This window comes from Pseudomonas sp. Marseille-Q5299 (assembly GCF_943737035.1).
In the GTDB taxonomy this organism is placed as follows: domain Bacteria; phylum Pseudomonadota; class Gammaproteobacteria; order Pseudomonadales; family Pseudomonadaceae; genus Aquipseudomonas; species Aquipseudomonas putida_E.
In genome coordinates this window covers 916,272-928,522 of sequence record NZ_CALSFR010000001.1, presented here as the reverse complement: position 1 = coordinate 928,522, position 12,251 = coordinate 916,272, and the positions used below count along the sequence as shown (strand labels likewise).

The 12,251-nt window shown below is 64.0% G+C and carries 10 protein-coding genes; 5 read left to right on the top strand and 5 right to left on the bottom strand.

The features are described 5' to 3' along the window. Positions 1-13: 13 nt before the first annotated feature. The 4 genes from NGJ21_RS04325 to NGJ21_RS04310 all read right to left on the bottom strand — a co-directional run bounded on the left by NGJ21_RS04325 (position 14) and on the right by NGJ21_RS04310 (position 7,532). A complete protein-coding gene (locus tag NGJ21_RS04325; protein WP_115273994.1) occupies positions 14-4,540 on the bottom strand; it encodes a hemagglutinin repeat-containing protein in 4,527 nt (1,508 codons plus the stop codon). A gap of 27 nt (positions 4,541-4,567) precedes the next feature. Then, entirely contained in the window at positions 4,568-6,247 is a 1,680-nt protein-coding gene (locus NGJ21_RS04320) for a ShlB/FhaC/HecB family hemolysin secretion/activation protein (protein WP_115273995.1), read from the bottom strand. Positions 6,248-6,407: 160 nt separating this feature from the next. Next, positions 6,408-6,962: a L,D-transpeptidase family protein gene (locus NGJ21_RS04315; RefSeq protein WP_012315982.1), complete on the bottom strand. Its 555-nt coding sequence runs from the start codon at positions 6,960-6,962 to the stop codon at positions 6,408-6,410. Between the two features lie 18 nt (positions 6,963-6,980). After that, positions 6,981-7,532 carry an NUDIX hydrolase gene (locus NGJ21_RS04310; protein WP_046784376.1) on the bottom strand — a complete coding sequence of 184 codons (552 nt, stop codon included), beginning with the start codon at positions 7,530-7,532 and terminating at the stop codon, positions 6,981-6,983. 126 nt (positions 7,533-7,658) lie between these two features. Here NGJ21_RS04310 and NGJ21_RS04305 point away from each other — a divergent pair, with 126 nt between their 5' ends. The 5 genes from NGJ21_RS04305 to purT all read left to right on the top strand — a co-directional run bounded on the left by NGJ21_RS04305 (position 7,659) and on the right by purT (position 10,802). Further along, positions 7,659-8,258 carry a CoA pyrophosphatase gene (locus NGJ21_RS04305; RefSeq protein WP_046784375.1) on the top strand — a complete coding sequence of 200 codons (600 nt, stop codon included), beginning with the start codon at positions 7,659-7,661 and terminating at the stop codon, positions 8,256-8,258. A gap of 41 nt (positions 8,259-8,299) precedes the next feature. Next, entirely contained in the window at positions 8,300-8,824 is a 525-nt protein-coding gene (locus tag NGJ21_RS04300; RefSeq protein WP_039602029.1) for a gamma carbonic anhydrase family protein, read from the top strand. Further along, the gene (locus NGJ21_RS04295; RefSeq protein WP_039602028.1) at positions 8,817-9,017 is read left to right on the top strand and encodes a DUF1289 domain-containing protein; all 201 of its coding nucleotides are present in this window, start codon (positions 8,817-8,819) and stop codon (positions 9,015-9,017) included. The genes NGJ21_RS04300 and NGJ21_RS04295 overlap by 8 nt, the downstream gene beginning before the upstream one ends. A 59-nt stretch (positions 9,018-9,076) precedes the next feature. Beyond that, positions 9,077-9,544 carry a 7-cyano-7-deazaguanine/7-aminomethyl-7-deazaguanine transporter gene (locus tag NGJ21_RS04290; RefSeq protein WP_174142354.1) on the top strand — a complete coding sequence of 156 codons (468 nt, stop codon included), beginning with the start codon at positions 9,077-9,079 and terminating at the stop codon, positions 9,542-9,544. Between the two features lie 76 nt (positions 9,545-9,620). Continuing rightward, positions 9,621-10,802 carry a formate-dependent phosphoribosylglycinamide formyltransferase gene (gene purT / locus NGJ21_RS04285; RefSeq protein ID WP_115273998.1) on the top strand — a complete coding sequence of 394 codons (1,182 nt, stop codon included), beginning with the start codon at positions 9,621-9,623 and terminating at the stop codon, positions 10,800-10,802. A gap of 70 nt (positions 10,803-10,872) precedes the next feature. Here the strand turns inward: purT and NGJ21_RS04280 are convergent, their stop codons facing one another. Beyond that, positions 10,873-12,174 (bottom strand): MFS transporter, encoded by a 1,302-nt coding sequence (locus NGJ21_RS04280; RefSeq protein ID WP_196996957.1) that lies wholly within the window; start codon positions 12,172-12,174, stop codon positions 10,873-10,875. Positions 12,175-12,251 lie beyond the last annotated feature (77 nt).

The following is a 12,251-nucleotide window of genomic DNA, read 5'->3' as shown; positions in this document are numbered from 1 at the left end:
CAGGGCCTGTGGATCAGTTGGCTTTCCCTTCAATCCCCGATGCCCACTGCTCACTTCGGCTATGCCCACTGGTGCGCAGCAAGCCAAGGTCCAGTGCATTCTCGCCGTCTGCGGCACCTTTGCCTTTGCTGATCTGGGCAATGGCGGTACCCAGGTCTACCGGCGAGTTCGACGCATCGATCGACACATCCCGGCGGTAATCATTGCCGCTCAGCGTTTCCTTGGTCACCGCGTTGGCGGTGAGTTTTACCTCACCCTTGGCCGAGTGCAGGCGGGCGCCCGTCAGGTGAGCGTCACCGCCAACCGTCAGGTCTACCCCATCGCTGCCCTTGAGCGCCGTCTGCTGGGCTACGCCATCACGCTGAACATGCGACACATCGAGCCTGAAGGTTGGCGAAACGCCCGGGTCGGCCTTGGCCAGGGCGGAACCTGCTTTTTCGCTGACCTTGCTTCCCAGCGGCCCTGCGACGGCCGTGGCAGCGTTCACATAGCCTTGCGGGTTTTTCTCTTTGCTCAGCCGTGCATCACCTTTTACGGTCAGGGTATCGACGCTGTCCTTGCGGCTGGCGATGCGCAGATCGCCGTCGATTGCGCCGCTGATGCGCCCGGCTTCCAGGCTTACGCCTTCGATGCGGGTGTCGCCGCGGCTTTGCAGGTCGATACGCTCGGCGCGCAGGTTGCCGGCGTTCCAGATGAGGTTGTCGCGCTTGTCGAGGTTGACCTGAACACGGCCGTGCAGCCCAAGGGTGTCGGTGCCGCCCTTGGATGTGTTGAAGCCGGCGCCGGCGGTGATGTCCAGGTTGTCGCGCCGCTCGACGTTGGATGACGCTTCGATCAGCATGCCGCCCTTGGCGGCATTGATGCCGATGTGCTCGGCCGATGCCTGCAGGCCCTGCAGATGCACGGCGAGGTCCTCGCGAGCGCGGCTGTCGAGGGTCAGTTTGCCTGCGCTTTGGAACTGCGCATCGATTGCCTGGCGGGCGTCCTCGTTCTTCTTGCCATGGTTGAAATGGCCCCCGATGGCGCCACCTTGGGTGGTGCCGGTCTTCACGGCCAGCTCCAGGCCGCCGCCCAGGTTCCCGCCAGTGGCCTGTCGGGTATTGCTCGCAGCTTTGACCTGCAGGCGGCCATCGCTTTGCAGGCGCGTATCGCCGACCTTGGCCTCGCGGCTGCCAATACGCGTGCCTTCGAGCAGCATGTCGCCCCCGCTGGTCAGGCGCACTTGGCCTTTGGCGTCGACCTGCGCCACCTGGGCATTGGTTTGTGTAGCCTGCTGCTGGGCATGGTCGAGATAGCCTCGGCCGTCGACGCCGGTGCTGCCCGGGCGGTTGCCGACCTTGGCCCAGGCGTTGCCATCGAGCTGGCGAGCGCGCTGTTGAGCGTGGTCGGTGGCCTGGGCCAGCGACAGTGTAGTGCCACTCTGGATCACTACGTCGCCTTCACCGCCATCGATGCGCGTGCCTTCGTAGCGGCCGTCGCTACCCAACTGCACCTGAATGCCCTGTTGCCCATAAAGGCTGCCCGGCACTGCGGTGCTGGCGGTATCCTGCTTGCCCTGCGAGCCGCCCTTGCCGGAAGCGCGGACGTTCAGGTCGCTCCCCGAACTGGTATCCACGCGCAGGTCACCGCCGTAGGCCAGGCGCTGCACGTTATCTTCCCGGGTGTTTTCGGCGGCGCGCAGGTGGTGCTGCTGGGCGTCGACCTGCAGGGCGCCGGCGTTGGCACGCCAGGTGGTGCCCTGGTCATCGAGGGTATCGGCCTTGACCTTCACGTGCCCCCCTGCCAGTTCGCTCACCTGGGCAAAGCCGCGGCGCTGGTTTTCCAAGCGTTTGAGGTGGTCCAGGGTCATGTCGCCGCCAACGCTCGGTGCCACCATTGCGTCTTCGGGCGAGGCTTGCTGGAAGCGCGCCGCTTCTTCGCCCTGTACCAAGCGTTCGATCGGCCGGGTCACGTCACGGTACTCCAGGCTGGCGCCGATGCTGCCTGACCAGTCATTGCGCTGCACTTCACGTTCATGGGTGTCCTGCACGGCACGGTTCTCAATGCGCTTGGCAGTTACCTGAAGGGTGTCGCCTGCGTTGACGCGTGCAGCTTCGGTGATCAACTCGTCGGCGCTGAGCTTCAGGTCGCCGCTGGCCTGCAGCCCGGTGCGTTGCGTCTTGCTGTCGCGTTCGGTGGTGACTTCGTTGTTGCGATGGCCTTCGAACAGGCTGCCCAGCCGATCCATACCGCCGGTCACCGTCAGGCCACCACCGCTTTGGGTAGAGCTGCCGGACGACACGCGCTCGTTGCGTGTGACGCCAAGGCTCACCTGTTTGGCCTGCACGTTCAGGTCGCCCGCATTGGCCTGTACGCTGGAACCGTTGACCTGTAGCTGCGCGCCGCTGTCCAGGCCAACCGTAGCGCCCGTCAATTCGCTGGCCACCTGCGACGTTTCGCGTTGTTGGCCTGTGCTGGTGACCACCTCGTAAGCAACGCCGGCGGCGTACTGGCGCGACTCGGGCTTGCCGTCTTCGGCTTCTGCGGTCTGTTTGGCGCTGGCCGTGAAACCGCGCTGCTGGCTGCGTGTTTCGCTCTCATCGCTTGACTGTGTGCTACCGATCAACAGGTCGCCCTTGGCCTCGACCTGCAGATGCCCGCCGGCCGTCACCTTCGAACCCTGGATGCGCAATTCTTCAGCACTGGCCAGCCGCAGGTTGCTGGCAGAGCTGACGTCACTGCTCAGCACCTGCTGCTTGCGCTGCGTGCGCTCGCGATCGTTGCCGATCAGGCCGAACAGCTTGCTGCTGCTGTCGCGGTCGGTGGCCACAGTGCTGGCGTGGTCTGCCTCGATCGCCAGGGCGCCTTTTTCGCTGTACAACACCGCGTCTTGGGCGCCGTGGACGGTGCTGCCCTTGATGCTCACCTGTTCAGCCGCAACGTTCAGCTTGCCATCGGCTGTAACGGCGCTGCCGGCTACGCGCTTACCTTGGGTATCGTTGCCTTTGCGGTCACCAAAGAAGGTGCCCGATACCAGGTCGCCACGGTAGTTGCGGCGTGTGCCCTGTTCCTGCAGCGCCGTTGTGCCGATTTCGACGTTGCTGGCGTTGATGTCCAGGCCGGCGCGGCTGTGCAGCTTGCTGCCTTGGACGGTGAGCGTGTCATTGGCCTTGACCGTCATGCGTGCGGCATTGAGCGTGCTGCCTTGTGCTGATTCCTTGTACTGGCTGGTATCACTGTCGCCGCGCCACAGGTCTTTGCGGTGGCGTACCTGCTCCTCGATACGTTGGCTGTTGGTGCCTGCACTGATATCCAGGTTGGCAGCGCTGTCGAGTGTCAGGTCGCCGCCCGCATCCACATTGGCTGCCAACAGGCGCATGTCGGCGCCGGACTGCAACAGCACGCTGTCACTGGCTTGCAGCTGCGCCCCGCGCAGTTGGTCGGCGGTGGTGGTACGTTCGCGCTGGTAGGTCTCGCGGGTAACGAAGAGGAACTTTTTGTTCCAGCTTTCCTGCTCGCGGGCGATGCTCTGGCGGCTTTCGGCATCCAGAGTGAGCTTCTTTCCAGCCTTTATCTCGATACGCTCGGCTTTGCCGTCGACGGCGCCAAGGCGCAGGTCATCGGCAGCGGTGAGTTGCAATGCGCCGTGTTCGCTGAGCAGTTCCCCGGGCCGGTTTTCATGCCCGCTGACCTGCAGCGCGCCGGCAGATTGAAGGGTGATGCCCTGGTCGGCCTTGATCTGCACCGGCCCCACCCGCACACCCGCGCCCTCGGCAGTGCTGACCACACGAATGCGCCCGGCACGCATGGCGCCGAACAGGTTGGCGTCGATGCTGGACGGCGTGCCCGGCAGATGCTCGATGACCTGCCCGTCGTCGTGACGCATGCGGTTGCGGCCAACGGTCACGGTGAGATCGCCACTGGCCGAGAGTACGCCCTTGCTGTCGAGTTTCGGCGCGATCAGGTCCAGCGCGCCCTCGGCATTGTGCTGGCCGCCTGTGAGCACTTGCAGGGTGCCACTGGCATTTAGGGTGTTGAGGTATTTGAGCTGTTCGTCCTGCAGCTCCGGTGTACCTACCAGGAAACCGGCCCGGGTGGTGTTGATGAAGGTCCCGCCATTGAGGGTGATGCCGTTCGGGTTGGCCAGGATGTAGTCGGCCGGGCGGCCGAAGATTTCCTGTGGGCCTTCGATCAGCGAGGCGTTGCGGCTGATCACCTCGTTGAGGATGGTCGAGGCCGCCTGGCCCTGGAACTGGGGGTTGGCCGCCAGCGCGCCGGCCAGTTGCGACTGCCCGGCCTGGAGGGCGTTGTTCAGTACCACGCCGGGGCGGGCGACGTTGTAGTCCAGGAACTGGTTGTGCGACAGGCCGCTGGCGTTGGGCGCGACGATGTCGATAACAGGTACGCCATGATTGTTGCTGATGAGCGGCGTACCCCCAGGGCCGGTGGCTGCCTCCAGGCCGTGTTCGGCCAGCGCGCTGGTGGAGGCGAGCAGGGCGAGGAAAATGGCCCAGCGCAAGGTATCGGGGCGGATTGCGGGTATCTGCGAGAGTGTCTGCATGTTCTCGTTCTCTTTGTTGTGGGTGAATCAGATGTTCAGGGCCCATTCAAGTACCCAGAATCCGGGTTCGAGCAGCGGGCGCTGCAGGTCGCTGGCATAGAGGGCGCGCTGATAGTCCAGGCGCAGGCGGCTGTGCGGCAGGCTCACTTCGATACCCGCCGTGGCACCTGCCAGCCGGCGCGGCGAAGCGCCTTGCGCCAGCCGCTCCCAGCCCAGGTCCAGGCCCAGGTAGGGGCGCACCGTAGCCAGTGTGGTCCAGGGCAATGCCAGCGGTTGGCTGAAGGTATTGCGCCAGGTGGCGGCGCTGGCGCCACTGTAGGTACGCAGGCGAAAGCCACGCACCGCCGAATCGTCGCTCAACAACATTTGCTCGACGGCCGGCAAGACATCGGTGCTGTACTGCAGGCCAAGTTCGCTTTGCCAGCGCCACGGCCAGTTCGCTGGCCCTTGGCGCAGGTGCAGCAGGCTGGCGCGGTACTTTCTAAAGTCGAGCTGCGGCGCAGCTGCGTGCTGGGCGGGTTGCTCGGCGCCCAGCCAGTGAGTGCCCTGGGCGACGCCGATGTAGGCGTTCCACAGGCCGTGGTCCAGCCAGAGCAGGTTGAGCCCGGCCTCCACGCTGGTCAGGGTGGGGCTCTGCAGGCCGATGACTGCAGAGCCGGTGCGGTTGATCAGTTGTTTGCGGTCCAGCCGGGCGCTGGCGCTGAGCATGCCGTACTGGTTGCGCCAGAGCATGCGCTCGGCGCTGACGCTCTGGTAGCTACTGTTGCCGTTGCTGTCGTACCGCCCTTGCGGAATCGGCGCGTTGTAGCGCAGTTGGCCGACATTGAGCGTGAAACTCCATGGGCCGTAGGGGATGCTGTAGTACAGGGTGACGCCCTGGCTGCGCCCCGGAGCATCGATGACCGTTGTCGACAGTGACAGGCGCAGGTCGTCGTTCAGGCCCAAGGGGCTGTCCAGGCCGATGCCGAGGTTCAGGCGGTGACGCCCGGTCAGCGGGCTGCCTCGGTTATCGAAGCGGCTGTCCAGGTGCCAGCGTGAAGCCACTTGGCGAGGCTGCAGCAGCACCCGGGTGCCGCCCTGCAGTTCGCCTGGCAACAGGTCGGCACTGAGCTCGAAGGCCCGCAGGCGGTTGAGCTGGTCCAGCCCCTGCTCAAGGTCTGGCAGGTACAGGGGGTTGCCCAGCAGATGGGGGAATGCGCTGTTCAGGGAGAGCGGCAGCTCGGCAGCCAGCTCGATCGACTCGACGAAGCCTTCGATGATGACGATGTCCAGCGGCGCGTCATGCGCTGGCGCTTGGCGCAGATAGGGGCGGCTGGCCGGGTAACCGGCGTGCACGTAGCGCTGGGTGATGGCCTTGAGCAGGTGGTTGATGTCGGCGATGCCCATGCAGGGCTTTATCAGCGCCTGGATGGCCGGCTCAAGCGCCTGTGCCGAAAGCTGCCGGTTGCCGGCCAGGCGAACGCCGGCTATCTCCCAGCAGCGGCTGTCGCTGGGTGGGTTCGGTGCGAGGGCGTCGCTGTGTTGCGCCGCTGGAGGGCGCTGCCAGCGCTGCAGCCGCTGTTGCTGCTCGAGCTGGCGCAAGGTTCGCTGTTGATCACGCAGTTGCTGGCTGGCAGGGTCGTCCGCCCATGCCTGCGGCATGGCCAGCAAGGTCGTCATGCAGCAGGCAAGCAGCCTGCTGGCGATGTGGCGGTATCGGGCTGGCATGGAAGAACCCCGCAAATGGCGTACGGCCTGCGTACTCGTTTGCGTGGATGCTAAAAACTTTGCCAGTCGATTGGATGCAGTCTGCTGCCTACACGGCAGTAGGGCAGATGTTTAATTGAAGTGGGAAGGTTCCTACAGCCTCAATTGGAATGCCGGACTATCAGGGCCGAATCTCGATCAATGTGCCGTCCGGCACCAGGTCCCAGACCTCGCGCATGTCCGAGTTGCGCATGGCGATACAGCCGTCGGTCCAGTCAAGCGTATGGAAATACCATTCGGGATACTCGTCGTTGATCGGGGTGCCGTGGATCATGATCATGCTGCCGGCACTCCAGCCCTCGCGTGTGGCCCGGGCTGCATCGCTGATGTTCGGGTAGGTGATGTGCATGGACAGGTTGAAACGGTCGCTTTGCTTGCGCCAGTCCAGCCAGTACAGGCCCTCGGGGGTCTTCTTGTCGCCTTCGCGCTGCTTGGCGCCCTTGGGCTGCTTGCCCAGCGAGATGCGGTAGGTTTTCAGCGGTTCGCCACGGCTGATCAACTGTAGGCGGCGCTCGGACTTGATCACCAGCACCTTGTCGATCAGTGGCTGCATGGCCGCCTGCGATTGCGATTGTGCCGGCAAAGGCGGCTGTGGCTTGCGAATGATGGTCTCGGTGAAGGCCGCCTGGGACACCGAGGTAACGCAAAGGCAGAAAAGGGCGAACAACCAGCGCATGAAGCGGTACCTGCAAACTTAAGTGGTGGGCGAAACGCTCATCGGTGGCAGGTACTCATGGCCTATGGGGTAATGCTGCCCGATGCGGTCGCGATAATAGCATTCTAGTGTGCGTGTGACGGTCCGGAAAGCCAGCTCGCCCCACGGTATCTCGTGTTCGTCGAACAGCCGCACCTCCAGGCTCTCGACGCCGATGTCGAAGTCCAGGTCGGCCAGTTCGGCGCGGAAGAACACATGCACCTGGTTGATGTGCGGCAGGTCGAACAACTGGTACAGGGCCATCGTGCCGACCCGGGCGCAGGCTTCTTCGACAGTTTCACGGCGGGCGGCCTGGTCCAGTGTTTCGCCGTTCTCCATGAAGCCGGCGGGCAAGGTCCAGAAGCCGCGGCGAGGCTCAATGGCTCGCCGGCAAAGCAGCACCTGGCTGCCCCAGACCGGCAGCACCCCGGCAACGATGTTCGGGTTCTGGTAGTGAATGGTCTGGCAATGATTGCAGACATACCGCAGGCGGCTGTCGCCTTCGGGTATCCGCTGAATGACCGGCTGGCCGCACGCGCTGCAGAATTTCATGCTGTTCTTCCCTTGAGCCCACGCTATCTTGGCGTGCCAGGCAGGCCTGCCGCAAGCGTACAGGGCTTGGGTGCTTCGCGGCTTTGGTGCATCATGCAGGGCAGGCCTTGGAAACGAGAGTGCGCAATGCTGGACGAGCTACTTCGCCGAATGAGCAACCACCAACCAGCTTCACTGGAAACCGACCGACGGTTCCCCGAGGCGGCGGTACTTTTGCCCATTACTCGCAGCGAAGCGCCCGAACTGGTCTTGACCCTGCGTGCCAAAGGGCTTTCCACCCATGGCGGTGAAGTCGCCTTCCCCGGTGGCAGGCGCGACCCGGAAGACCCCGACCTGATATTCACCGCGCTGCGCGAGGCCGAAGAAGAAATCGGCCTGCCGCCAGGCCTGGTGGAAGTGCTCGGCCCGCTGAGCCCGCTGATTTCCCTGCATGGGCTGAAAGTGACGCCATTCGTCGGGGTGATCCCTGATTTCGTCGAATACCGCGCCAATGATGCGGAGATCGCGGCAGTATTCAGCGTGCCGCTCGAATTTTTCCGCCAGGACCCGCGCGACCACACCCACCGTATCGATTACCAGGGTCGCAGTTGGTATGTGCCCAGCTATCGTTATGGCGAATACAAGATCTGGGGGCTGTCGGCGATCATGATCGTCGAACTGGTCAACTTGCTGTACGACGCAGGCATCAGCCTGCATCAGCCCCCCGAGCGTTATATAGAGATCTGAACGGGGCACACCCCGTCGCCGCTGATACCTGAGGAGCGAGAATGAAATACCGCTTGGGCGACCTGCGGGTCGAGAGCCATGCCACCAGTTGGGCCGCACCCAATGCCATGCTGATTGGCAAGGTACGCCTGCAGGCGCGCGCCAGTGTGTGGTTCGGCGCGGTGCTGCGCGGCGACAACGAGCTGATCGATATCGGCGAGGACAGCAACGTCCAGGACGGTACCGTGATGCATACCGACATGGGTTCGCCGCTGACATTGGGCAAAGGCGTGACCGTGGGCCACAACGCCATGCTGCACGGTTGCACGGTTGGCGATTACAGCCTGGTCGGCATCAATGCGGTGATCCTCAACGGTGCGCGCATCGGCAAACACTGCATCATCGGCGCCAATGCACTGATCCCCGAAGGCAAGGAAATCCCCGATGGTTCGCTGGTAATGGGGTCGCCCGGCAAGGTGGTGCGTGAGCTGACCGAGCAGCAGAAGCGCATGCTCGAGGCCAGCGCCGCGCACTATGTTCACAACGCCCAGCGTTATGCGCGGGACCTGGTGGTGGACGATGAGTGAGGTGATCGCTACCGAACGCCCGGTCGCTTCACCCTGCGTGAGCATCTGCGCGCTGGACGAGCAGGATGTCTGCACCGGGTGCCAGCGCACCGTAGCGGAGATCGGCCGTTGGGGGCGGATGGACAATACCGAACGCCGGGCGGTGCTCAAGCTGTGCCATGAGCGGGCGGTGGCGGCCGGATTGATCTTGTAAGCGCTGCGGTTGACTCGAAAATCAGGTAATCTGTGCCGCTTGCCGGACGGTCACTGCCCATGTTCTTTCTAATCGCTTACATCAGCAGCGTTGTACTGATCAACTTTGCCTTTTCCAGCGCCCCGCATCTGGACGTGATCTGGTCTGCCTGGGGCGGGCTGGTGTTCATCCTGCGTGACATGGTGCAGACCCGCTACGGCCATGGCGCGCTGATCGCCATGCTGCTGGCGCTGGTGCTGTCGTATGTCACTTCCGAGCCGGCCATTGCCCTGGCCAGTGCCACTGCGTTCTTCGTTTCCGAGCTGATCGACTGGCTGGTGTTCAGCATCACCCGGCGCCCCTTGCGTGACCGCTTGTGGTTGAGCTCGGCATTGAGCATTCCGGTGGACACCTTCATTTTCTTCGGCATGATCGGTGCCCTGACACCGGCCGTGATCGGCACCGCGATGGCCTCCAAGTTCGCTGGCGTGACTGCGGTGTGGCTGGCCATGGCATTTCGTGCGCGGCGGGCTGCCGTGGCTGGCTGATGGTGTAGAATACGGGTCCTTTTTCAGCGGGCGGCGCTAAGACTGGCGCGGCCCCGGACGCCTTCGAGGACCTGAAATGACCCGTATCGGAACCCCATTGTCGCCTACCGCGACCCGTGTACTGCTCTGCGGCTGTGGCGAGCTGGGCAAGGAAGTGGTGATCGAGCTGCAGCGCCTGGGCGTCGAAGTGATCGCCGTGGACCGCTACGCCAATGCGCCGGCCATGCAGGTCGCGCACCGCAGCCACGTGGTCAACATGCTCGATGGTGTCGCCCTGCGCGCGGTGATCGAGGCTGAAAAACCGCATTACATCGTCCCCGAAATCGAAGCCATCGCCACCGCTACGCTGGTCGAGCTGGAGAACGAAGGTTTCACCGTCGTGCCGACCGCCCGCGCCACCCAGCTGACCATGAACCGCGAGGGCATTCGCCGCCTGGCGGCCGAAGAGCTGGACCTGCCGACCTCGCCGTACCACTTCGCCGATACCTTTGAAGATTATGCAAAGGCTGTGGCCGATGTCGGTTACCCGTGTGTGGTCAAACCGGTGATGAGCTCGTCCGGCAAGGGCCAGAGCCTGCTGCGCAGCGATGCCGACCTGCAGAAGTCGTGGGACTACGCCCAGGAGGGTGGCCGCGCCGGCAAGGGCCGCGTGATCATCGAAGGCTTCATCGATTTCGACTACGAGATCACCTTGCTGACCGTGCGCCATGTTGGCGGCACCACGTATCTGGAGCCGGTCGGTCACCGCCAGGAGAAAGGCGACTACCAGGAGTCGTGGCAGCCCCAGGCGATGAGCCCGAAAGCCTTGGCCGAGTCGCAGCGTGTGGCGAAGGCTGTCACAGATGCACTGGGCGGCCGTGGTTTGTTCGGCGTCGAGTTGTTCGTCAAGGGCGATCAGGTGTGGTTCAGCGAAGTCTCGCCGCGCCCGCACGATACCGGCCTGGTCACGCTGATTTCCCAGGACCTGTCGCAGTTCGCGCTGCATGCCCGTGCCATTCTGGGCCTGCCGATCCCGGTGGTGCGCCAGTTCGGCCCGTCTGCGTCGGCGGTGATCCTGCCTGAAGGCCAGTCGCAGCAGACCAGCTTCGCCAACCTCGGCGCAGCGTTGAGCGAGCCGGATACCGCGATCCGCTTGTTCGGCAAGCCGGAAATCAACGGCCAGCGCCGCATGGGCGTGTGCCTGGCACGTGATGAGTCGATCGAAGCGGCGCGGGCCAAGGCGACCCGTGCGGCGCAGGCGGTCAAGGTCGAGTTCTAAGCTGCAAGCTACAAGCTACAAGCTGCTAGGGGATGCCTTTTCTTGCAGCTTGAAGCTTGCAGCTCAAAGATCACAGCTCGGTATTGCGGGTCTCTTTCAGGCACAGCACAGCAATCAGGCTGATCACCGCCGCCACCGACACATACCCACCCACCCAGCTCAAGCCGCCCATGCTCACCAGTTTCTGAGCAAAGAACGGCGCCGCCGAAGCCCCGACGATGCCGCCCAGGTTATACGCGGCAGACGCGCCGGTATAACGCACGTGGGTAGGGAACAGCTCTGGCAGCAGCGCGCCCATCGGTGCGAAGGTCACGCCCATCAAAAACAGCTCGATGGCCAGGAACAACGCGACGCCAGTGGTCGAGCCGGAGGTCAACAAAGGCTCCATGGTGAAGCCCGAGGCCACCGCCAGCAGACCGCCGACGATCAGCACCGGCTTGCGCCCGTAACGGTCGCTGAGCCAGGCCGACAGCGGCGTGGCCAGGGCCATGAAGACCACGGCGAAGCACAGCAGGCCAAGGAAGGTTTCGCGGCTATAGCCCAACGTTGTGACGCCGTAGCTCAGCGAGAACACTGTCGAGATGTAGAACAGCGCATAGCACACCACCATGGCGGCGGCGCCCAGCAGGGTCGGCAGCCAGTACTTGCTGAACAGGTCGACCACCGGCATTTTGACCCGCTCGTGGCGGGCCACGGCCTTGGCGAACACCGGGCTTTCTTCAAGCTTCAGGCGTACGTACAGGCCTACCAGCACCAGCGCGGCACTGAGCAGGAACGGAATGCGCCAGCCCCACTCACGGAACTGCTCGTCGCTGAGCAGCAGGGCCAGGGTCAGGAACAGGCCGTTGGCCGCCAGGAAGCCGATCGAAGGGCCTAGCTGCGGGAACATCCCGAACCAGGCACGCTTGCCCGCTGGCGCGTTCTCGGTGGCCAGCAACGCCGCGCCACCCCATTCACCGCCCAGGCCCAGGCCCTGGCCGAAGCGCAGCAGGCAAAGAATGATCGGTGCCCACATGCCGATGCTGTCGTAGCCTGGCAATACACCGATCAGCGTGGTGGACACCCCCATCAGCAGCAGCGAGGCAACCAGCGTCGATTTGCGCCCGATACGGTCACCGAAGTGTCCGAACAGTGCTGAACCCAGCGGGCGGGCGAGGAAGGCGATGCCGAAGGTAAGGAAGGCCGCCAGCATCTGCGCGGTGCCTGACCCTGAAGGGAAGAATACGGGGCCGATCACCAGCGCGGCGGCAGTGGCATACACGTAGAAATCGTAGAACTCGATGGCTGTGCCGATGAAGCTGGCGGTGGCCACCCGCGCGGGCGAGTTGACCGGCGCGGCAGGCGCTTGGGCATAAGTGCTGCTGGTTGTCATTAAGTAGGTCCCTAACAGTCTGGTCGTGCTCCATGGGCTTGGCCCGCGACGGTATGCACTGGCCAGCAAAGGGCAGG